This is a genomic window from Streptomyces sp. NPDC050287 (assembly GCF_044459385.1).
Lineage (GTDB): Bacteria > Actinomycetota > Actinomycetes > Streptomycetales > Streptomycetaceae > Streptomyces.
Window position 1 is genome coordinate 1,179,645 of record NZ_JBITIY010000001.1, and the last position, 21,962, is coordinate 1,201,606.

Below are 21,962 nucleotides of genomic sequence, written 5' to 3' on the forward strand. Positions count from 1 at the left end.
ACACCAAGCGTCGGCCGCCTGTCCCGGCCAGGGCAAGACGGCCGAGAAGGATGCGTTCGTCATCGCCGACCAGGCACGCATGCGCCAAGACCTTGGTCACCTGCGGCCTGGCGACGAGATAGCCGCCGGCCTGCCCACCCTGCCCGCAGCCTCGGCCAGGTCAACGGCCGGACCCGTCGGACCACTCAGATCCGTTCGCACCCGCCGACTGTCCGGCCGGTCGGCGCCGCGAGGGTTCAGCTACTCGGCCAGGTGCTGAGTGCCTGGTCGGCGACGCGGTGCATGTCTTCGCGGCTGGCCCCGCCGGCAGCCTGTACGGCGAGGCCCTGCCCGACGGTGTGCACATAGCGGGCGAGGGTGTCCGGGTCCGCGGTGAGTGGCAGGTCACCCTCGGCCTTGGCTTGTTCGAACCGTTTCCGCAGGGCGGCTACTCCGGCCTCGCGGCGTTCGGATAGGTCGCGGCGGACCGGTTCGCTTTCCGGGCCGGCGGCCAGCGCGGACTGCACCAGCAGGCAGCCGCGCGGGCAGCCGGGCGCGGTGTGGGCCTCCACGCCTCCGTGCAGCATCGCCTCGGCCACCTGCCGGGCGGTGGGCAGCTCAAGCGCCGGGCCTACGAAGGCTCCCGGGCCTTCCACATAACGGTCGACGGCCTTGCGGAACAGCTCCTCCTTGTTGCCGAAGGCTGCGTAGATGCTGCGCCGGTTGATCCCCATGGCCTCGGTCAGCGCGGCGAGCGACGCACCCTCGTAGCCCTCGGCCCAGAACACCCGCATCGCCACCTCCAGCGCCTCGTCGGTGTCGAAGGACCGGGGCCGACCCGTGCTGGGCATCGAAGCCTCCTTGAGAAAAGTTCGCCGCCACGGAAGGAATCCCGTGGTTGCTCAGGTTAGTGTCGTCATGGATATAGTAACCGAGCGGTTCGGTTCGTAAGTGGTCGTAAGTGATGTGCTGAAGAAATCGGAGACCCCTATGGGCACCCAGCTCGCCCCCGGCACCACCCGGTCCGGCGTACGGCCCCTCGACGGCAGGACGGCCCTGGTCACGGGCGGGTCCCGGGGAATCGGTTCCGCGATCGTGCACCGTCTGACCGCGGAGGGCGCCCAGGTCGCCTTCACCTACGCCAGCGCCAAGGAACAAGCCGATGCTGTGGCCGAGGCGACCGGCGCCCTGGCCGTGCAGGCGGACAACGCCGACCACGAAGCCGTCCGAGCCGCGGTCAGCCACACCACGGAGCACTTCGGCGGACTGGACATCCTCGTCAACAACGCCGGCGTCTTCCACGGCGCGCCGATCGAGGACTTCCCCCTGGAGGAGTTCGACCGCTTGATCGCGGTCAACGTCCGGGGCGTGTTCAGCGCCGTCCAGGCCGCCGCTCCCCACCTCCGCCAAGGCGGTCGCATCATCACCATCGGCAGTGTCATCGTCGACCGCGTCCCCTTCCCCGGCGCAACCGTCTACGCCCTGACCAAGGCCGCCGTCGCCGGTCTCACCCGGGGACTGGCCCGCGAACTCGGTCCGCACGGCATCACCGTCAACAACGTGCAGCCCGGCCCCACCGCCACGGACATGACCCCTGACTCCGGCCCGTACGCGGAATCCCTGAAGCAACTCATGCCGCTCGACCACTTCGCCGAGCCCGCCGACATCGCCAGCGCCGTCGCCTATCTCGCCGGCCCCGAAGCCCACTTCATCACCGGCACCAGCTGGAACGTCGACGGCGGCATCGCCGTCTGACCGCCCACCCCAGGCAGCCGCAAGCAGGCGCGATCCACCAGCCTCCCCGCACCGCCGTGCACGACGACACCCCCTGTCACAAAGGACGTACCACCGCCATGAACGCCTTCACCACAGCCCCCACGACCGCCGCAGCCGTCGAGCCGGAGGAGCCGCTCAGCCCCGGCTACGACGCGGCGACCAAGGACGACGCCGAGTTCAATCAGCTCTTCCGGCACGGCTTCACCACCATCGACGACGTACAGATGCACTACGTCATCGGCGGCGACGGCCCGCAGGTCATGGTGCTGCTGCACGGCTGGCCGCAGAGCTGGTACGAGTACCGCCAGGTCATGCCCTCGCTGCTGCCCGGCCGCACCGTCATCGCCATCGACCTGCCGGGCCTGGGTGACTCGACCGGGAACCCGCCCTCCAGGGCCAAGACGGTTCTGGCCACCTACGTCCACAAGCTGCTCGACCACCTCGGTCACCGCGAGAACGTGCAGGTCGTCGCCCACGACTTCGGCGTCAGCGTCGCCTACCCGCTGGCCGCCCAGTACCGCGAGCAGGTGTCGGGGCTGTTCCTCATGGACTACGGCCTGACCGGCAAGAACCTGAAGTTCGCCGCCATCGAGTCGATGTTCTGGCACTTCTCCTTCAACAAACAGCGTCCGCTCGCGGAGGAACTGGTCACCGGCCGGGTCGAGACCTTCCTCACCCACTTCTTCCAGGGGATGAAGACCGCCGGCGAGAACATCTCCGACGACGAACTGGCCGAGTTCGTCCGGCTGTTCTCCCGTCCCCAGGTCCTGCACGCCGGCTTCGAGCTCTACCGGACCGAGACCCAGGACGAGGCCGACAACACCAAACTCCAGGAGACCCCGCTGACCATCCCGGTCCGCATGATCACCCAGGCCGGCCTCGCCGAGATGGTCCTGGCGCCCCTCCAGGACGCCGCACCCCAGGCCACCTCCGCCGACGTCCCCGGCGCCGGACACTTCCTCCTCCACGAAGCACCCGACCGCGTCCTAGCCGAAATCAACGCCTTCTACCCCACCCCCACCCCCTGACCAACTTCGAAAGCCAGCACACCGAGGTGAGAGGAAAACCCTGATGAACAGCCAACCCACTTCCGCCCGCGATGTCCCTACTCGCCTATTCGCCGCCTTCGATGCGGGCGACATCGCTGCTCTGGACACCCTGGTCTCGCCCGATCTCATCGACCACAACCTGCCCGCAGGGGCTCCCTCGGCGATCGAGGGGATGAAGGGGATGGTCGCTGCCATGCGCGACGGGTTCACCAACGCTCACCACGAGATCGTCTACCAGGCCGAGACGGACGACGGCTGGGTCGTCTCCCAGTGGGTGGTCACGGCGACCCACACCGGTCCTTGGTTCGGACTGCCCGCGACCGGCCGTGACGTGACCTGCTCCGGCATCGACCTCGCGCGGGTGGTCGACGGCCGGATCGTCGAGGTCCGGCACGTCGAGGAGCTGCTGCAACTGCAGATGCAGATGCAGCTCACCGACTGAGCCAGCAGCAAGGATGCATCCGCGCGGCGTGAGCTGACCAGACAAGGACCCCCGGCGAGGAGTCGAAGTTGATCGCCCCATAGCCCCTTCGCCGGGGGTTCTCATGGCTCACGCTGTCGCCCCGTCGGCTCCTGAAGGCCGTCTGACGACATACCGGAGACGCCCGCTCCATTGACATGGTGCAGAGTAGGACGCCCCGCGCGACGAACTCTTCACGGCCGCCGCGCGGCGGCCGCCGGCCGCACCGTTAGCGCAGGACCGCGATCCACGGCGCACTACAGAACTGACTCACCCGTCTGCGCTGTCCTCACACGGGCATGATCGGCCCATGGACCGCCGAGGGCCATGTCCACGGAGAGAGGATGCCATTTCGCAGCGACAGCCGGTTCAGACCTCCTGTGCGGCCGCGGCCGGTTCACCGGGCGGGCACTTCGGATATGGGCCGCTGGCGACCCTGTAGGGCCGTTTCCCCTTCGGGCAGTTTCCTGGTCCCCCCGGCGAACCCAGACGTACCGGCGGCGGCGCCCTCCCTGCTGGTCCGGTATTCGACCGGCCGCGCCAAGAATGCTCACACAACAGGTAAATCGGACAACGAATCGCCCCGGAGACACCGGCGCCCCGGACACGCCCGCGCCGCCCCGGCCCCTGTACGGCCCCTGGGTCCTGACATCGGCCCTAAGGGCAGCCGCCCAGACCGCGAGCGAGACCCTCGATCATCTACTCAGCCGCAGGTCAGATGGGTTAGAGCTCCTCCGACCGCCGCCGGACTCCGAACCCACGAGCAGCGGATTCAGTCCGTTCAGGCGAAGTTGACGCTCCAACACCCGAAAATGAACGTTTCCGCAGGTCACAGACCTGCACAGGTGGGGCGGGTGGGACTCGAACCCACGGCCGGCGGATTATGAGTCCGCTGCTCTAACCGGCTGAGCTACCGCCCCATAGCGGCGTGTCGCGTACACGTGTGCGCGCCGTCTGCCGCAGCATAGCCGGTCATACGATCTCTTGCTTCGGATGGTCGACTACGCACGGCGTTCTCGATGTTGAGGACTGCGCCCCGTCGCGCCCGGTTCCCCAGGACATGAAAAAGGACCCCCAAGGGGCCCTCGTTCAGCATGCTCCCCCGACTGGACTCGAACCAGTAACCTGCCGGTTAACAGCCGGCTGCTCTGCCAATTGAGCTACGGAGGACCGAGCTCCCCCGACTGGACTCGAACCAGTAACCTGCCGGTTAACAGCCGGCTGCTCTGCCAATTGAGCTACGGAGGAATGCCTCGTTGCATCGAACGTGCCTGCCTGGGTAGTCGCCAGAAGGCGGGCGCTCGCTGCGACACATACATTAGCGCAAGCAGGGGGGTGCTCCGCCAATCGGTTCCCCCCGGCACCGACACCGCGCCTAGGACCTACGCAAGGGAAGGGTGGCCGCCATGCGCTACCGGCTCACGTTCGTTGTCGGGCTCGCTCTGGGTTACGTACTGGGCACGAAGGCCGGCCGCGAGCGCTACGAGCAGTTGAAGAAGTCCGCGCGCCAGGTGGCGCAGAACCCCGCCGTCCGCAACACCGCGGAGACGGCCGCCCAGCAGGGCCGCCAGTTCGCGGGCAAGGCGTACCACGTGGTCAGTGACAAGGTCGGCGACCGCGTCCCCGACTCGGTCGCCCAACGAGTCCGCTCCCTGCGCGACCACAACGTCAACGGGACGGGCGGCGACGACTGGGGTACGAGCAGCACCTGACGGCACCTTCTCGACGCCGGGGAACGTCGCCCACGGCCCGAGCAAGGGCGGCGGTGCGGCAGAATTTCAGCCATGGGGATAGTCGCCGGGTTGGACAGTTCGCCCGATTTCACTCGTATCGTCGTCTGCGACACGGACACAGGGGCCGTGCTCAGGCAGGGATACGCACCGCATCCGGTGGAGAACGCCGAGGGCGGTGCGCGGCCTGCCGATGTCGATCCGCAGGCCTGGCTGCTGTCCCTCGGCGAGGCCGCCGGCGGCGGGCTCCTCGAGGGTGTGCAGGCCATCGGGGTGTCCGCCCAGCAGAACGCGCTGGTCCCGCTCGACTCGCAGGGCACCACCGTGCGGCCGGCGATGGTCGGCGGGGACCGGCGGGCGCAGGTCGCGGCGGCCGATCTGGTGGACGCGCTCGGCGGGCGTGAGGCGTGGGCGCAGGCGGTGGGCTGTGTGCCGCAGGCCGCGCAGCCGGTGACCAAGCTGCGTTGGCTGGCGAAGACGGAACCCGAGTCCGCCCAGCGCACCGCCGTGCTGCTGCAGGCCCACGACTGGCTGGTGTGGCAGCTGCTGGGCCGGCCGGTGCGCAGGACCACCGACCGGGGCGGGGCCTCCGGGACCGGGTACTGGTCGGCGGCCACCGGCGGCTACCGGCCCGACCTGGTGGAACTGGCGCTCGGCCACCAGGCGATGCTGCCCGAGGTGATCGGTCCCGCCGACGCGGCCGGGACGACCCCGGAGGGACTGCTGATCTCCGCGGGGACCGGCGAGACGATGGCCGCCGCCTTCGGACTGGGGCTGGGGTTCGGGGACGCGGTGGTCTCGCTCGGCGCCTCCGGGTCGGTGATGGCGGTGCATCCCGAGGCGCTCGTCGACAACACCGGGATGATCACGTCCCTGGCCGACGCGACCGGTATGCATCTGCCCGTCGTCACCACGCTGAACGCCGTACGGACTCTGCGCGGGGCCGCCGAGATGCTCGGGCTGCCCGACCTGGAGAGCCTGTCCGAGCTGGCGATGAAGTCGACGCCGGGGGCCCACGGCCTCGTACTCCTCCCCTATCTGGAGGGTGAGCGGACGCCGAATCTGCCGCACGCCGCCGGGACGCTGTCCGGCCTCAGGCGGGAGTCGATGAAACCGGAGCACCTGGCGCGGGCCGCGTTCGAGGGGATGCTGTGCGGGCTGGCGGACGCGCTCGACGTGCTGCGCGGCCGGGGCGTGGAGGTGCGGCGGATCTTCCTGCTCGGGCAGGCCGCCGAGCTGCCCGCCGTACAGGCCGCGGCGCCCTCGCTGTTCGGGGCGCAGGTCGTCGTACCGCAGCCCGCGGACTACGCGGCGATCGGTGCCGCCCGGCAGGCGGCCTGGGCGCTCGCGGTGTCCCAGGGCACGCTCGACCCGCGCACCCCGCCGGCCTGGCAGGGCGCCGCCGCGCAGGTGCTGGATCCCGGCGAGGAGCTGGCGGTGGGGCAGGCGGTCCGGCAGCAGTTCGTGTCCGTACGGGAGCAGACGCATCCGGGGACGTTCCGGTGACAGCGGCCCGCGACGGACAGGACCATTCCGATGACCGCGACCCCCGGCGGACAGGACCGTTGCGGTGACCACCACCCCCGGCGGACAGGACCATTCCGATGACCGCGGCCCGCGGCGGACAGGACCGTTGCGGTGACCACCACCCCCGGCGGACAGGACCATTCCGATGACCGCAACCCCCGGCGGACAGGACCATTCCGGTGACCGCGCCCCGTGGCGGACGGGACCGTTCCGGGCATAGCGGAACGTAAGGGTCCGGTAGGAGCCGTACCCGTGCGGCCGTACGCGGCACTGCTGTCGGCTTAATCGGTTGAGGTAACGCGGGTGGAGTGTCCGACGATAGGGGCCAGGGGCAACCAACCCCGGCCCCACCGCCGACTCCGAGAGACAAAGCGTGCTCATACGACTTCTGCGGACCTATCTCAGGCCCTACCGGAAACCCATCACCGTGCTGGTGCTGCTGCAGTTCCTGCAGACCTGCGCCAGCCTCTACCTGCCCACGCTGAACGCGCACATCATCGACAACGGTGTCGTGACCGGGGACACCGGCTACATCCTGAGCTACGGCGCCCTCATGATCGGCATCTCGTTGGTGCAGGTCGTGTGCAACGTCGGTGCCGTGTACTACGGGGCCCGGACCGCCTCGGCGCTCGGCCGGGACGTACGCGGCGCCGTCTTCGACCGGGTGCAGTCCTTCTCGGCGCGCGAGGTCGGCCAGTTCGGCGCGCCCTCGCTGATCACCCGTACGACCAATGATGTGCAGCAGGTCCAGATGCTGGCCCTGATGACGTTCACGCTGATGGTGTCGGCGCCCATCATGTGCGTGGGCGGCATCGTGCTCGCCCTCGGGCTGGACGTGCCGCTGTCCGGGGTGCTGGTCGCCGTCGTACCGGTGATGGCCATCTGTGTGACATTGATCATCCGGCGGCTGCGTCCGCTGTTCCGGTCGATGCAGGTGCGGCTGGACACGGTGAACCGGGTGCTGCGCGAGCAGATCACCGGCAACCGGGTCATCCGGGCGTTCGTGCGCGACGAGTACGAGGAGCAGCGCTTCCGGAAGGCCAACACCGACCTGACCGCCATGGCCCTGGGCACCGGCAACCTGCTGGCGCTGATGTTCCCCATGGTGATGACGGTGGTGAACCTGTCGTCGATCGCCGTGGTGTGGTTCGGCGCGCACCGCATCGACAGCGGGCAGATGCAGATCGGCGACCTGACCGCTTTCCTCTCCTATCTGATGCAGATCGTGATGTCCGTGATGATGGCCACCTTCATGTTCATGATGGTGCCGCGCGCGGAGGTCTGCGCCGAGCGCATCGAGGAGGTGCTGGACACCTCGTCGAGCGTGGTGCCGCCGAAGGCCCCGGTCCTGGAACTGCGCCGGCACGGTCATCTGGAGATCCGCGGCGCCGGGTTCCGGTATCCGGGTGCCGAGGAGCCGGTGCTGAAGTCGATCGACCTGGTGGCCCGGCCGGGTGAGACGACCGCTGTGATCGGTTCGACCGGCAGCGGCAAGTCCACGCTGCTGGGGCTGGTGCCACGGCTGTTCGACGCGACCGAGGGCGAGGTGCTCGTCGACGGGGTCTCCGTGGCGGCCATCGAGCCGCGGCTGCTGGCCAGGACGGTCGGGCTGGTGCCGCAGAAGCCGTACCTGTTCGCGGGCACGGTCGCCACCAACCTGCGCTACGGCAACCCCGACGCGACGGACGAGGAGCTCTGGCACGCGCTGGAGGTGGCGCAGGCCAAGGGCTTCGTGGAGCGGCTGGAGGGCGGGCTCGACGCGCCGATCGCGCAGGGCGGCACCAATGTCTCCGGCGGTCAGCGGCAGCGGCTGGCGATCGCCCGTACGCTCGTGCAGCGGCCGGAGATCTACCTCTTCGACGACTCCTTCTCCGCGCTCGACTACGCCACCGACGCGGCCCTGCGGGCGGCGCTCTCGCAGGAGACGGCCGAGGCGACCGTGGTGATCGTCGCCCAGCGGGTGTCGACCATCCGGGACGCCGACCGGATCGTCGTCCTCGATGAGGGCCTGGTCGTCGGCACCGGCACCCACCACGAACTGATGGCGGACAACGAGACCTACCGGGAGATCGTGCTCTCCCAGCTCACGGAAGCGGAGGCTGCCTGATGGCGGGGCCGGCGGGGCGGATGATGGCCGGGGCGGGACCCGACCAGCGTTCGATGGATTTCAAGGGGTCGGGGAAACGGCTCATCGGGCAGTTCAAGCCCGAGCGGCTGACCATCTACGCGCTGCTGTTCTGCGTGGTGGTCAGCGTCGGGCTGTCGGTCGTGGGCCCGAAGATCCTCGGCAAGGCCACCGACCTGGTCTTCGCGGGGATCATCGGACGGCAGATGCCGGCCGGGGCCACCAAGGAGGAGGTGCTGCGGTCCATGCGGGAGCGGGGCGAGGGCTCCGTCGCCGACATGCTCCGCAGTACGGACTTCACCCCGGGCGAGGGCATCGACTTCGATGCCGTCGGCCGGGTGCTGCTGATCGCGCTGATCGTGTTCGTGATCGCCGGTCTGCTGATGGCCGGGGCCACCCGGCTGGTGAACCGGGCGGTCAACCGGACCATGTACCGGATGCGCGAGGACGTGCAGACGAAGCTGTCCCGGCTGCCGCTGTCGTACTTCGACAAGCGGCAGCGCGGCGAGGTGCTCAGCCGGGCCACCAACGACATCGACAACATCGGGCAGACGCTCCAGCAGTCCATGGGCCAGCTGATCAACTCGGTGCTCACCATCATCGGCGTGCTGGTGATGATGTTCTGGGTGTCGTGGATCCTGGCGCTGGTCGCCCTCGTCACCGTGCCGCTGTCGTTCTTCGTCGCCACCCGGGTCGGCAAGCGCTCGCAGCCGCACTTCGTACAGCAGTGGCGCACCACCGGCAAGCTCAACGCGCACATCGAGGAGATGTACACCGGGCACGCCCTGGTGAAGGTGTTCGGGCGGCAGGACGAGTCGGCGGAGCGGTTCGCCGAGCAGAACGAGGCGCTGTACGAGGCCGGGTTCAAGGCGCAGTTCAACAGCGGGGTCATGCAGCCGCTGATGATGTTCGTGTCCAACCTGAACTATGTGCTGGTCGCGGTCGTCGGCGGGCTGCGGGTGGCGTCGGGCTCGCTGTCCATCGGCGATGTGCAGGCCTTCATCCAGTACTCGCGGCAGTTCTCGATGCCGCTGACCCAGGTCGCCTCGATGGCGAACCTGGTGCAGTCGGGTGTCGCCTCGGCCGAGCGGATCTTCGAACTCCTGGACGCGGAGGAGCAGGAGGCGGACCCGGTGCCGAGCGCGAAGCCGGAGGAGCTGCGCGGACGGGTGGCGCTGGAACACGTGTCGTTCCGGTACGACCCGGAGAAGCCGCTCATCGAGGACCTGTCGCTGACGGTGGAGCCGGGGCACACGGTCGCGATCGTCGGCCCGACCGGAGCCGGCAAGACGACTCTGGTCAATCTCCTCATGCGCTTCTACGACGTCTCCGGCGGGCGCATCACCCTCGACGGCGTCGACATAGCGAGGATGTCCCGGGACGACCTGCGCGCCGGGATCGGCATGGTGCTCCAGGACACCTGGCTGTTCGGCGGCACGATCGCGGAGAACATCGCGTACGGCGCCTCGCGGGAGGTCACTCCGGGCGAGATCGAGGAGGCGGCGCGGGCGGCCCACGCGGACCGGTTCATCCGGACGCTGCCCGACGGCTACGACACCGTGATCGACGACGAGGGCAGCGGGGTCAGCGCCGGTGAGAAGCAGCTGATCACCATCGCGCGGGCGTTCCTGTCCGACCCGGTGATCCTGGTGCTGGACGAGGCGACGAGTTCCGTGGACACGCGGACCGAGGTGCTGATCCAGAAGGCGATGGCGAAACTCGCGCACGGGCGGACGTCGTTCGTGATCGCGCACCGGCTGTCGACGATCCGGGACGCGGACACGATCCTGGTGATGGAGAACGGGTCGATCGTCGAGCAGGGCACGCATACGGATCTGCTGGCGGCCGGCGGGGCGTACGCGCGGTTGTACAAGGCGCAGTTCGTGCAGGCGGTGGCTGAGGTGGACTAGCGTTTTCGCCCCCGCCGCCCCTTCCCGTCCCGACCTGGTTGCGCCCCCAGACCCCGCTTCGGCCCTGTACGGGCCTCGTCCTCAAACGCCGGACGGGCTGAAAGAGCAAACCCCGGTCGGCGGAATTCGGCCCCTACGGCGTTTGAGGAGCGGGGGGTCCGGGGCGGGCCCCCGGTTTGGGACGGGAAGGAAGGGGCGGCGGGGGCGAAGGAAGCGGTCCTCAGTCCAAGTAGCCCCTCAGCTGGTCCGCGAAGGCGTGGTCCCGGAGTTTGTTGAGGGTCTTCGACTCGATCTGGCGGATCCGTTCCCTCGTCACGCCGAAGATGCGGCCTATCTCCTCCAGCGTGCGGGGGCGGCCGTCGGCCAGTCCGTAGCGGAGTTGGACGACCTTGCGCTCGCGCTCGCCGAGGGTGGAGAGGACCGCCTCCAGGTGTTCCCTGAGCAGCATGAACGCGGCCGACTCGACGGGGCTGGCGGCGTCACCGTCCTCGATGAGGTCGCCGAGGGCCACGTCGTCCTCCTCCCCCACGGGCGCGTGCAGGGAGACGGGTTCCTGGGCCAGCCGCAGGACCTCGCTGACGCGCTCCGGCGCCAGGTCCAGGTGGGCGGCGACCTCTTCCGGGGTCGGTTCGTAGCCCCGTTCCTGGAGCATCCGGCGCTGGACGCGGACCACGCGGTTGATCAGCTCGACCACGTGGACCGGGACGCGGATGGTGCGAGCCTGGTCGGCGAGGGCGCGGGACATGGCCTGGCGGATCCACCAGGTGGCGTACGTGGAGAACTTGTAGCCGCGGGCGTAGTCGAACTTCTCGACCGCCCTGATCAGGCCCAGGTTGCCCTCCTGGACCAGGTCGAGCATCGTCAGGCCGCGGCCGACGTACCGCTTGGCCACCGACACGACGAGCCGCAGATTCGCCTCGATGAGGCGGCGCTTGGCCATGCGGCCCATGACGACCAGTTTGTCCAGGTCGAGGGCGAGCCGGCTGTCCAGGTCGGGGGCGGTACTGAGCCTCTCCTCGGCGAACAGGCCGGCCTCGACCCGGCGGGCGAGTTCGACCTCCTCGGCGGCGGTGAGCAGCGGGATGCGGCCGATCTCGCGCAGGTACTGGCGGAACAGGTCGGAGGAGGGTGCGCCGGTGTCGGCCTTGGCGCGGGCCGGCTCGGGGAGTTCGACGGGCTCGATGTGCTCGACGACCTCGGTGTGCTCGGCGATCTCGGGGTTCTCGACCTCGTCGGCGGGGGGTTCTGCCAGGTCGGCCGGGGCCGACGGCTCCGCCTCGGGGTGGTGCACGGCACGGCTCTGCGGGGGGACCGCGACGAGTACGTCGGTCTCCGTAGCCGGTTCCGTGTCGTCCGTACTGATGTCGGTCTGGGTCAGGGTCTGGGTCTGCACGGGGGGCGACCTCCAGGATGATCGCTGCTGAGGTGTGCGGCAGCGGTACTTCGCGGACGGAGTCGGCGGCCACGCCGCTGTCCGTCCCGTAGCGATGTGCGGAACCGCGGGGGTCTTGGACCCGTTGGGGACGGATCGGCCGCGCTCCGAGGACTCAGGCACCGGACCCAGTGTGGAGTACGACACATCGCCGCCACGAGGGGCGTGCGGCGACTTTTTGAGGCCGGTCCGTGACCGCGCGGTTACCCGGCAGGGGCCGGCCCTCAGAGCGCGGCGGCTCCGTGCGCGCGTAGTGCCTGGTCGTACTGCTGGAGGACCCACAACTCGTTCTGTACGGCGGCCGACTGGGCGGGGTCGCCGTGGCTGCCGAGACGGGTCAGGCTGGACTGGATGTCACGGATGCGGCGCTCGACCGCGCGGCGGCGGACCGTGACGAGCTGGTCGCCGGCGTAGTTCTCGTCGACCGTCTTGCGCATGATCGCCTCGACCGCGAGCTCCGTGACCATGGCGCGGACGGCGTTGTCGGGGGCCACGTCGCGGACCCGGACCAGGTACTCCTGCGGGTCCTGGACGCCGTACTCCGCGCCGCCCGCGTCCATGATCGCCTGGCGTACGGCGGCGTAGGGGGCGGCGGTGAACTCGTCGACGCCGTACGCGTCGAACGCCGGGGAGACCAACTCGGGCCGTTGGAGGGCGAGTTTGAGCAGCTCGCGTTCGGTGGCGTAGACCGGGTTGCGGAGGTTGAGCGCCGGGCCGGGGGCGTTGGGGCGGGGGGTGGCGTCGTACTGCCGCTGTCCGTTGCGGGGAGTCGGCGCCGGGCCCTTGCCGCCGCGGTCGCGGGCCCAGCGGGCCAGTTGGGCGACGCGTTTGACCACGAACTGGGTGTCGAGGATGCCGAGCATGCCGGCGAGCTGGACGGCGACCTCGTGCTGCGCGCCGGTGTTCTTGATGCGGGCGACGACGGGCGCCGCCTCGTCCAGCGCGGCGGCCCGGCCGCCTGGGGTGTCCAGGTCGTAGCGGAGGACGATCTGGCGCAGCGCGAACTCGAAGAGCGGGGTGCGGGGTTCGACCAGGTCGGCGACCGCGTCGTCGCCCTTGGCGAGGCGCAGGTCGCAGGGGTCCATGCCGTCGGGGGCGATCGCGATGTACGTCTCGGCGGCGAACTTCTGGTCGTCCTCGAAGGCCCGCAGGGCGGCCTTCTGCCCGGCCGCGTCGCCGTCGAAGGTGAAGATCACGCGGGCCGAGCCGTTGTCCATGAGCAGGCGGCGGAGGATCTTGATGTGGTCGGTGCCGAAGGCGGTGCCGCAGGTCGCGATGGCCGTCGTCACGCCGGCGAGGTGGCAGGCCATGACGTCCGTGTACCCCTCGACCACGACCGCGCGGCTGGCCTTGGCGATGTCCTTCTTCGCCAGGTCGATGCCGTAGAGCACCTGGGACTTGCGGTAGATCGCGGTGTCGGGCGTGTTGAGGTATTTGGGGCCGGTGTCCGCTTCGTAGAGCTTGCGGGCGCCGAAGCCGACGACCTCGCCGCCGATGTCGCGGATGGGCCACATCAGACGGCCGCGGAAGCGGTCGATGGGGCCGCGGCGGCCCTCCTGGGAGAGGCCGGAGAGGATCAGTTCCTTGTCGGCGAAGCCCTTGCCGCGCAGGTAGCGGGTGAGGTGGTCCCAGCCCTGGGGGCTGTAGCCGACGGAGAAGTGCTCGGCGGCGGCCTGGTCGAAGCCGCGCTCGGCGAGGAACGTGCGGCCGGCGTCGGCCTCCGGGCTGGTGGCCAGCTGCTCCATGTACCACTGCGCGGCGATCTTGTGGGCCTCGACCAGGCGGATCCGTTCGCCGCGCTGGTGGGAGGGGTTGTACCCGCCCTCCTCGTAGCGCAGGGTGATGCCGGCCTGGGCGGCGAGGCGCTCGACCGCCTCGGAGAAGGTGAGGTGGTCGATCTTCATCACGAACGTGATGGTGTCGCCGCCCTCTTGGCAGCCGAAGCAGTGGAAGAAACCCTTGCTGGGGCTGACCTGGAAGGACGGCGACTTCTCGTCGTGGAACGGGCACAGTCCCTTGAGGTTGCCGCCGCCCGCGTTGCGCAGCTGGAGGTACTCGGACACCACGGCGTCGATCGGGACCGCGTCCCGTACCGCCTTCACGTCCTCGTCGTTGATCCGTCCTGCCACGCGTGAATTCTACGGGGACGGTGTGACAGTGGATCGCCGTCGTCAGGTCACGGGACGAGGCTGTCCAGCGGAACGCGCGGGTTCGCGAGGGCCTCGGTGTCCACCTGGGCCTTGGTACGAATCAGCTGCTGGATGGGCTCTGTGACGTCCCACACGTTCACGTTCATCCCGGCCAGTACCCGCTTCTCCTTCACCCAGAACGCGATGAACTCACGCTTTCCCGCGTCCCCCCGGATCACCACTTCGTCGTACGTGCCCGGGGGCGCCCAGCCGGAGTACTCCATGCCCAGGTCGTACTGGTCGGAGAAGAAATAGGGCACGCGGTCGTAGGTGAGGTCCCGGCCGAGCATGGCGCGGGCCGCGGCGGGGCCGCCGTTGAGGGCGTTCGCCCAGTGTTCGACGCGCAGCCGGGTATCGAAGAGGGAGTGCTGGAAGGAGGCCACGTCGCCGGCCGCGTAGATGTCCGGGTCGGAGGTGCGCAGCCGGGCGTCGACCGCGATGCCGCCGCCGTGGGCGCGATCCGCCAGCTCCAGGCCCGCCGCCTCCGCGAGGGCGGTCCGCGGGGCCGCGCCGACCGCCGCGAGGACGTCGTGCGCGGGGTGTTCCTCACCGTCGTCGGTGCGGGCGGCGAGGACCATGCCGTCCTGGCCGACGATCTCGGTCAGTCGCGCGCCGAAGTGGAAGCGGACACCGTGCTCGCGGTGCAGCTCGGCGAAGATCTGCCCGAGCTCCGGGCCGAGGACCGTGTGCAGCGGGGTCGGCAGCGGCTCGACGACGGTGACCTCGGCGCCGTACTCGCGGGCCGCCGCCGCGACCTCCAGGCCGATCCAGCCCGCGCCCGCGATCACGATGTGGCCGTTGTCCCTGCCCAGGGCGGCGAGGACGCCCTTGAGACGTTCGGCGTGGGCGAGGCGGCGCAGGTGATGGACGCCGGCGAGGTCGGTGCCCGGGATGTCGAGGCGGCGGGGCTCGGCGCCGGTCGCGAGGAGCAGCTTGTCGTAGCGGACAAGGGTGCCGTCCTCGCCGAAGCGGACGGTCTTCGCCGTACGGTCGACGGCGTCGACGGTCTCGCCCAGGTGCAGTTCGATGTCGTTGCGGGCGTACCAGGCGGGTTCGTGGACGAAGACGCTGTCGCGCTCCTCCTTGCCGAGCAGATAGCCCTTGGACAGCGGAGGGCGCTCGTACGGGTGGTCGCGTTCGTCGCAGATCAGTATCACGCGGCCGGTGAAGCCCTCCGCTCGGAGCGTCTCGGCCGCCTTCGCGCCGGCGAGACCGCCTCCGACGATGACGAATGTCTGATCCGCGTCGACCACTTGATTGCCTCCTCGTGAACGTACCGCCACATGCGAGCGTCCCGCACGGAGCGTGATGCGGGAAGAGGGAGTGGCCCGATCAGGCCACGGAGGGTCACATTCGGGATCGTCCGGTGTCACTCCCGCCGCATCAGCATCACAGATGCCCCATCAGACGGGCGTGAAGCGAACGGGCCGACGCGTCGGTGAGCGAGGCGATCTGATCGACGATCACCCGCTTGCGGGCCCGGTCGTCGGGCGCCCGGTCGAACAGCGCCCGGAACTGCGGGTCGAGGCCGTCGGGGGCGCGGGCGGTGAGCGCCTCGGCCAGTTCCGCCACGACGATCCGCTGGTCGGCCCGCAACCGCTCCTGCTCGGCGCGCTGCATGACGTACCGGTCGGCGACCGCCTTGAGGACCGCGCACTCCAGCCGCGTCTCGTGCGGTACGACGAGTTCGGCGCCGTATCTGGTGAGCCGGCCGCCGCCGTACGCGCCGCGGGTGGCGGCCTCGGCGGCGAGGCAGAAGCGGCCGATGAGCTGACTGGTGGCGTCCTTGAGGCGGGCCTGGGCGACGGCCGAGCCGTCGTACCGGTGCGGCCACCACGGTTGGTCCTGCAGCCGGTCCAGGGCGGCGGAGAGTTCCGCCGGGTCGGTGTCCTCGGGCACATAGCGGCCCCGGGCGACCGCGAAGACCGCCTGGCGTTCCGGTTCGGCGCGCAGCGAGTTGGGGTCGATGTGACCGGCGTGCAGGCCGTCCTCCACGTCGTGCACGGAGTACGCCACGTCGTCGGACCAGTCCATGACCTGGGCCTCGAAGGTGGTGCGGGCCCCGGGGGCGTCCTCGCGGACCCAGTCGAAGACGGGGCGGTCGTCCTCGTAGACACCGAACTTCGGGGACTTCGGGTCGGTGGGGTGCGCTCCTCGGGGCCAGGGGTATTTGGTGGCCGCGTCCAGGGTCGCCCGGGTGAGGTTGAGGCCGACGGAACCCTCGGCGGTGAAGCGTTTGGGTTCGATGCGGGTGAGGAGCCTGAGGGACTGGGCGTTGCCCTCGAAACCTCCGCAGTCCTCGGCGAACTCGTTGAGCGCCTGTTCGCCGTTGTGGCCGAACGGGGGGTGGCCGAGGTCGTGGGAGAGGCAGGCGGCTTCGACGAGGTCCGGGTCACAGCCGAGGGCCGCGCCCAGCTCTCTGCCCACCTGGGCGCACTCCAGGGAGTGGGTGAGGCGGGTGCGGGGGCTGGCGTCCCAGGCCTGGCTCATCGTGCCGGGCGTGACCACCTGGGTCTTGCCGGCCAGTCTTCTGAGCGCGGAGGAGTGCAGGATGCGGGCCCGGTCGCGTTGGAAGGCGGTGCGGCCTGGGCGTTTGTCGGGTTCGGTGGCCCAGCGGGCCACTGACGTGGGGTCGTAGCCGGGGGGTGGGTTGTGGTGCTGGTGTGCGGGGTCGGTGCCTTCCATGTCTCGACAGTAAGGGGAGGTGCCGACAATCGGGGGATGCCGTGTGCCTACGCGTCTGCCGGGGTCTGTTGTGTGGCGGGTGCGGGTCGGATGTGGCTGGTCGCGCCCACGCGGCGGAGCCGCACATCGATACAGCCCCGCGCCCCTAGGGCCTGTTGCGAAAGTGGCCTCGTCGCCCGGAGGGCGGCCGCGCGGCGTCCGGTGCGTGCTCTCGGCGTGCCGCCCGGAAGCCCTCGTACTGGGCGTACTCGGGCTTTCGGGCGGTGCGGCGAGAGTGCGTGCCGGGCGTCGCGCGGCAGAGGCCACTTTCGCAACAGGCCCTAGGTGGGTCCCCCTGCTCCCGGTTTCAAGCCGAGGCCAGTGCCGGTTCCGATGTCGCCGGAGTCGCCAGCGACTGGTCGTAGCGGTGCAGGACCAGGCGGGCCATCGCGGGGTGGGTGCCGAGGGGAGCCGAGGCGATCCACGGGGCCTTCTGGGCGCTCTGGGTGGCGAAGAGGCCCGGGGCCGTGAAGTAGGAGGCGACGGCCACTCGGTGGCGGCCCCGGGCGGCGAGGGCGCGGACGGCTGTTTCCACCGTGGGGGTGGCCGCGGAGGCGTAGGCCGGGACGACCGGGACGCCGAGGCGTTCCGACAGGAGGTGGGCCGTGCGGCCGGTGTCGGCGGCCGAGTCCGGGTCGCGGGAGCCGGCCGCGGCGAGGACCACGGCGCTCGCGCGCCGCGCCGCCTCGTCCGTCGGGGTGCGCCAGCCGGCCTCGACGAGGCGGCCGTGGAGGGCCTCCACGAGGAGCGGGTGCGGGCCGAGGGGGGCGGCCACCCGGGTGCGGGCCCGGGAGGAGGCCGCCATCTCGGGGATGTCCCGCTTGACGTGGTAGCCGCGGCTGAGGAGGAGCGGGACGAGGACTGCCTCGCCGGTGCCGAGGGAGGCGAGCGTGTCCGGGAGCAGGGGCTCGTTCAGCTCGATGTGGCCGAGGTGCACCGGCAGGCCGGGGCGCAGTTCGCGGACCCGCTCGACGAGTGTGTGGACCGTGTTCAGCGTGCGCGGGTCCCGGCTGCCGTGCGCCACGAGGACGAGCGCGGGCGGCTCGGTGCGCCGCCTGCCGTCGAGCGAGACGAGGCTGAGCTGGGTGGCGAGCTGGCTGGTGATCCGGTTCATGATGTGCGCCGTACTGTCGAGATGGTTCCCCGGGATGGGGCCCATGGGGGTGGACTCGTCGCGAAGAGCTTCCGACTTGCGCGTCGCCGTCATGAACTGATGGTGACGGCGCGAGGTTGCTTTCCCATTGCACAGGAATGACGGGTGTTTTCCGGGGGTTCACGATGGGGGGCCGGGGGTGTGTGAGGTGGCGTGACCTGTGGATTCGCCGGTCGAAGTGAAGCTGGTCACGTGGTGGACGGCGAACCGTGCGGTCCGACGGGACGTCTCTGACTGCTGACAGGACGTCTCTGACTGTCGAATCCGACTGTCGAAAGCCGACCGGGGAGGGGCCGTCCGATGCGACTGCCGAAGCCGCCCAGACCTCGTCTGCCACGCACCCGGACCGGGCAGCGGCGCCTGGTGCAGGCCGTGATGGCGGGGTGCGTGCTGGCGCTGCTGCCGGCGACCTGGCTGTACGTGTCGACGGACGGCCTGCTGCGGACGCCGGCGGACGCGCCGCGCACCGAGGTGGCCGTCGTCTTCGGCGCCGGCCTGTGGGACGGCGAGCCCTCTCCGTATCTCGCCCACCGGCTGGACGCGGCGGCGACGCTGTACCGGGAGGGCCGCGTCGAGGTCGTCCTGGTCACCGGCGACAACAGCCGCGAGGACTACGACGAGCCCGACGCGATGCGCGCCTATCTGACGCGGCACGGGGTGCCGGACGGGCGGATCGTCAGCGACTACGCGGGCTTCGACACCTGGGACTCCTGCGTCCGCGCGAAGAAGATCTTCGGCGTCGACGAGGCCGTTCTGATCAGTCAGGACTTCCACATCCGGCGGGCTCTCGCACTGTGCCGGGCGGCGGGTGTCACGTCGTACGGCGTCGGGGTCGACGACAAGCACGACGTGACCTGGTACTACGGGGGCACCCGGGAGATCCTCGCGGCGGGGAAGGCGGCCCTGGACGCGGTGTTCGAGCCGGATCCGCGGTTCCTCGGGCCGAAGGAGCCCGGAGTGAGCAGGGCGCTGGTCAGTGACCGGTGAGGGGCGCGGCGCCTCACGGCGACGAGGCGGCCATCGGGAGGTCGCCGTCCCGGCCGCGTAACACGGAACCGTCCTGCCCGTAACACGCCCGAAGCACGCTGAGAAGCATGCCGAACTCCGTGACGCCCACGCACTGCCCGTACTGCGCTCTGCAGTGCGGGATGAATCTGACGCCCGCCGCGGACGGGACCGTCGAGGTGAGCGAGCGTACGGACTTCCCGGTGAACCGGGGCGCGCTGTGCGGCAAGGGCCGTACCGCGCCGGAGGTGCTTCGGTCGAGCGTTCGACTGACCTCCCCGCTGGTGCGTTCCGGGGGCACGCTCGTGCCCGCGTCCTGGGACGAGGCACTGGACCGGGTCGCCGAGGGGCTGTCCCGCACGCGTACGGAACATGGCCCGGACGCGTGCGGGGTGTTCGGCGGGGGCGGACTGACCAACGAGAAGGCGTACACGCTCGGCAAGTTCGCGCGGGTCGTGCTCGGCACCTCGCAGATCGACTACAACGGCCGTTTCTGCATGTCGTCGGCGGCGGCCGCGGGCATCAAGGCGTTCGGTCTCGACCGCGGGCTGCCGTTTCCGCTGGAGGACATCCCGAAGTCGGGCTGTGTGATCCTCGTCGGCTCCAACCTCGCCGAGACCATGCCGCCGTCGCTGCGCTTCTTCACCGAACTGCGGGAGAACGGCGGCACGTTGATCGTCATCGACCCGCGCCGCACGAAGACCGCGGAGCAGGCCGACCTGCACCTGGCACCCCGCCCCGGCACCGATCTGGCCCTGGCGCTCGGGATGCTGCACCTGATCGTCGCCGAGGGACGGGTCGACGAGGCGTACGTCGCCGAACGCACGGTCGGCTGGGAGGACGCCCGGGCGGTGGCGATGTCGCACTGGCCGGAGTACGTGGAACGGATCACGGGGGTGTCAGTTCCCCAGCTCCGGGAGGCCGTACGGCTGTTCTGCGAGCCGGAGCACGCGATGGTGCTCACCGCGCGCGGGCCCGAGCAGCAGTCCAAGGGCACCGACACCGTGGGCGCGTGGATCAACCTGTGCCTCGCGACCGGCCGCGCGGGACGCCCGCTGTCCGGGTACGGCTGCCTGACCGGGCAGGGCAACGGGCAGGGCGGACGCGAACACGGCCAGAAGGCCGACCAGTTGCCCGGCTACCGCAAGCTGGACGATCCGGCGGCGCGGCGGCATGTCGCCGAGGTGTGGGGCGTCGACCCCGATGCGCTGCCCGGGCCGGGACGCAGTGCGTACGAACTGCTGGACGCGCTGGGTACGGACATCAAGTCGCTGCTGCTGATGGGGTCCAACCCGGTGGTGTCGGCGCCGCGCGCGGCCCACGTCGAGGAACGCGTCAAGTCGCTGGACTTCCTGGCGGTGTGCGACGTCGTGCTGTCGGAGACGGCGGCGCTCGCGGACGTGGTGCTCCCGGTCACGCAGTGGGCGGAGGAGACCGGCACCACGACCAACCTGGAGGGGCGGGTGCTGCTGCGCCGGCAGGCGATCAGCCCGCCCGAGGGTGTCCGCAGCGATCTGGAGGTCCTGCACGAACTGGCCGACCGCCTCGGCGTGGAGAAGGGCTTCCCCACCGACCCCGAGGAGGTCTTCGAGGAACTGCGCCGCGCCAGCGCGGGCGGCCCCGCGGACTACTCCGGGATCACGTACCGGCGCCTGGCGGAGGAGAACGGGGTGTTCTGGCCGTGCCCGGCGGCGGAGACGGAGGCGGAGGCCGTGGCAGACGGGGAACCCGTGGACGCCCCGGACGCCGGGGAACCCGCGGAAGCCTCGGACGCCGGGCAACCCGCGGAAGCCTCGGACGCCTTCGAGGACGCGGCCGTCGCCCTCTCGTCGGCCGATCCTGCCGATCCTTCCGGGCGCACTGCGCCGGGCGGGACGGCGAGCCCTTCGAGCACGCGGGACGCGGACGCCACGGACACGCCGGTGTCCGGCACCGCCCCCGGTGTCCACCCCGGCACCCCCCGCCTCTTCCTGGACCGTTTCGCCACCCCCGACGGGCGGGCGCGGTTCGTGGCCGTGGCGCATCGGGCGATCGCCGAGGAGCCCGATGAGGAGTACCCGGTGCTGCTGACGACGGGGCGGGTCGTGGCGCAGTACCAGTCCGGTGCGCAGACCCGCCGGGTCGACGAGCTGAACGCCGCCGCGCCCGGCCCGTTCGTCGAGCTGCACCCGCGGCTCGCGGAGCGGCTCGGGGCGGCCGAGGGGGACGCGGTGGCCGTGGTGTCCCGGCGGGGGCGGGCCGTGGCGCCGGCCCGGATCACGACCACGATCCGCCCGGACACGGTCTTCATGCCCTTCCACTGGCCCGGCGAGGGCCGCGCCAACACCCTCACCAACCCGGCCCTGGACCCCACTTCACGGATGCCGGAGTTCAAGGCGTGCGCGGTGCGGCTGGAGACGGTGACGCCGTAGGGGCGTCGGATCAGGGGGACGACGGCGGTCATGGCTCACCTGAGCAGCCAGTCGCCCCCCTCGATCGGCTTGCCCCGTGACCGCAGCCGGGCGGTGACCGCGGGTGCGGCGACGTAGACCCAGGCGTGTACGGCGCTGCCGTCGGCGACGCGGACGACCCGGCGCTCGACGCGCTCGTACAGGTTGCGCGGGGAGCCGGGCACGTACTCCTCCAGGCGGTCGAGGCCGGCCAGCAGCTCCTGGTACGCCTCCGGATGCGCGGTGACGAGTTCGCCGCTCACCGTTCCCCCGGGCTCCTCCACGGCGTAGGGGTAGCCGGGGCCGTCGTACAGCACCGCGCCCGGCAGCCGTGCCGGTTCCTCGGACCGGGTGCGGCCGCGCAGGAAGAGGTCGTGGTTGATCTCGCCGGGGCGGAGGGTGCCGTAGACGAAGAAGGGGAGGCCTGCGGGTCGCCCCGGGTGTGCGGTGGGGTGTGCGGCGGTCACAGAAACG

The 21,962-nt window shown here is 70.6% G+C and carries 15 protein-coding genes, 3 tRNA genes and 2 pseudogenes; 10 read left to right on the forward strand and 10 right to left on the reverse strand.

Annotated elements, in window-relative coordinates; translation table 11 throughout:
- Positions 1 to 52 precede the first annotated feature (52 nt).
- Positions 53 to 259, forward strand: a pseudogene (locus ACIBK3_RS05165) (hypothetical protein); the annotation flags it as partial.
- On the opposite strand, the gene ACIBK3_RS05170 reads toward ACIBK3_RS05165, so the two are convergent.
- Entirely contained in the window at positions 237 to 830 is a 594-nt protein-coding gene (locus ACIBK3_RS05170) for a TetR/AcrR family transcriptional regulator (RefSeq protein WP_399361984.1), read from the reverse strand. The pseudogene ACIBK3_RS05165 and the gene ACIBK3_RS05170 overlap by 23 nt on opposite strands.
- A 139-nt stretch (positions 831 to 969) precedes the next feature.
- Here ACIBK3_RS05170 and ACIBK3_RS05175 point away from each other — a divergent pair, with 139 nt between their 5' ends.
- The 3 genes from ACIBK3_RS05175 (at position 970) to ACIBK3_RS05185 (ending at position 3,246) form a co-directional block, all read left to right on the forward strand.
- On the forward strand, positions 970 to 1,734 hold the full coding sequence (locus tag ACIBK3_RS05175) for a 3-oxoacyl-ACP reductase family protein (RefSeq protein WP_399361986.1): 765 nt from the start codon (positions 970 to 972) through the stop codon (positions 1,732 to 1,734).
- A 98-nt stretch (positions 1,735 to 1,832) separates the two neighbouring features.
- Positions 1,833 to 2,783: an alpha/beta fold hydrolase gene (locus ACIBK3_RS05180; RefSeq protein ID WP_399361988.1), complete on the forward strand. Its 951-nt coding sequence runs from the start codon at positions 1,833 to 1,835 to the stop codon at positions 2,781 to 2,783.
- A gap of 43 nt (positions 2,784 to 2,826) precedes the next feature.
- Complete coding sequence (locus tag ACIBK3_RS05185) at positions 2,827 to 3,246, forward strand: ester cyclase (protein ID WP_399361990.1); 420 nt, start codon at positions 2,827 to 2,829, stop codon at positions 3,244 to 3,246.
- Between the two features lie 864 nt (positions 3,247 to 4,110).
- Here the strand turns inward: ACIBK3_RS05185 and ACIBK3_RS05190 are convergent.
- From ACIBK3_RS05190 to ACIBK3_RS05200, 3 genes are all read right to left on the reverse strand, one after another.
- Positions 4,111 to 4,184 (reverse strand) — tRNA-Ile (locus tag ACIBK3_RS05190).
- A gap of 177 nt (positions 4,185 to 4,361) precedes the next feature.
- Positions 4,362 to 4,434: transfer RNA gene (locus ACIBK3_RS05195), tRNA-Asn, on the reverse strand.
- 5 nt (positions 4,435 to 4,439) lie between these two features.
- Positions 4,440 to 4,512, reverse strand: a tRNA-Asn gene (locus ACIBK3_RS05200).
- Positions 4,513 to 4,670: 158 nt separating this feature from the next.
- Between ACIBK3_RS05200 and ACIBK3_RS05205 the strand changes: the two genes are divergently transcribed.
- The 4 genes from ACIBK3_RS05205 to ACIBK3_RS05220 all read left to right on the forward strand — a co-directional run bounded on the left by ACIBK3_RS05205 (position 4,671) and on the right by ACIBK3_RS05220 (position 10,556).
- Entirely contained in the window at positions 4,671 to 4,976 is a 306-nt protein-coding gene (locus ACIBK3_RS05205; protein ID WP_030936809.1) for a hypothetical protein, read from the forward strand.
- A 72-nt stretch (positions 4,977 to 5,048) separates the two neighbouring features.
- Complete coding sequence (locus ACIBK3_RS05210; RefSeq protein ID WP_399361992.1) at positions 5,049 to 6,500, forward strand: FGGY-family carbohydrate kinase; 1,452 nt, start codon at positions 5,049 to 5,051, stop codon at positions 6,498 to 6,500.
- Between the two features lie 394 nt (positions 6,501 to 6,894).
- Positions 6,895 to 8,628, forward strand: a complete 1,734-nt coding sequence (locus tag ACIBK3_RS05215; RefSeq protein WP_399361994.1) for an ABC transporter ATP-binding protein — start codon at positions 6,895 to 6,897, stop codon at positions 8,626 to 8,628.
- Positions 8,628 to 10,556 carry an ABC transporter ATP-binding protein gene (locus ACIBK3_RS05220; protein ID WP_399361996.1) on the forward strand — a complete coding sequence of 643 codons (1,929 nt, stop codon included), beginning with the start codon at positions 8,628 to 8,630 and terminating at the stop codon, positions 10,554 to 10,556. Before ACIBK3_RS05215 ends, ACIBK3_RS05220 begins: the two co-directional genes overlap by 1 nt.
- Before the next feature lie 220 nt (positions 10,557 to 10,776).
- On the opposite strand, the pseudogene ACIBK3_RS05225 reads toward ACIBK3_RS05220, so the two are convergent.
- From ACIBK3_RS05225 to ACIBK3_RS05245, 5 genes and pseudogenes are all read right to left on the reverse strand, one after another.
- A pseudogene (locus ACIBK3_RS05225) lies at positions 10,777 to 12,111 on the reverse strand (RNA polymerase sigma factor).
- Positions 12,112 to 12,212: 101 nt separating this feature from the next.
- Positions 12,213 to 14,117, reverse strand: coding sequence for a DNA primase (dnaG, locus tag ACIBK3_RS05230; protein ID WP_399361998.1), 1,905 nt, complete (start codon positions 14,115 to 14,117; stop codon positions 12,213 to 12,215).
- Between the two features lie 47 nt (positions 14,118 to 14,164).
- Positions 14,165 to 15,430 carry an NAD(P)/FAD-dependent oxidoreductase gene (locus tag ACIBK3_RS05235; RefSeq protein ID WP_399362000.1) on the reverse strand — a complete coding sequence of 422 codons (1,266 nt, stop codon included), beginning with the start codon at positions 15,428 to 15,430 and terminating at the stop codon, positions 14,165 to 14,167.
- A 136-nt stretch (positions 15,431 to 15,566) separates the two neighbouring features.
- On the reverse strand, positions 15,567 to 16,862 hold the full coding sequence (locus ACIBK3_RS05240) for a deoxyguanosinetriphosphate triphosphohydrolase (protein ID WP_399362001.1): 1,296 nt from the start codon (positions 16,860 to 16,862) through the stop codon (positions 15,567 to 15,569).
- 346 nt (positions 16,863 to 17,208) lie between these two features.
- Positions 17,209 to 18,015: a sirohydrochlorin chelatase gene (locus ACIBK3_RS05245; protein WP_399362127.1), complete on the reverse strand. Its 807-nt coding sequence runs from the start codon at positions 18,013 to 18,015 to the stop codon at positions 17,209 to 17,211.
- Between the two features lie 339 nt (positions 18,016 to 18,354).
- Between ACIBK3_RS05245 and ACIBK3_RS05250 the strand changes: the two genes are divergently transcribed.
- On the forward strand, positions 18,355 to 19,041 hold the full coding sequence (locus tag ACIBK3_RS05250; RefSeq protein WP_399362003.1) for a vancomycin high temperature exclusion protein: 687 nt from the start codon (positions 18,355 to 18,357) through the stop codon (positions 19,039 to 19,041).
- 107 nt (positions 19,042 to 19,148) lie between these two features.
- On the forward strand, positions 19,149 to 21,470 hold the full coding sequence (locus ACIBK3_RS05255) for a molybdopterin oxidoreductase family protein (protein ID WP_399362005.1): 2,322 nt from the start codon (positions 19,149 to 19,151) through the stop codon (positions 21,468 to 21,470).
- Positions 21,471 to 21,505: 35 nt separating this feature from the next.
- Here ACIBK3_RS05255 and ACIBK3_RS05260 read toward each other — a convergent pair whose 3' ends face one another.
- Positions 21,506 to 21,955: a gamma-glutamylcyclotransferase family protein gene (locus ACIBK3_RS05260; protein ID WP_399362007.1), complete on the reverse strand. Its 450-nt coding sequence runs from the start codon at positions 21,953 to 21,955 to the stop codon at positions 21,506 to 21,508.
- Positions 21,956 to 21,962 lie beyond the last annotated feature (7 nt).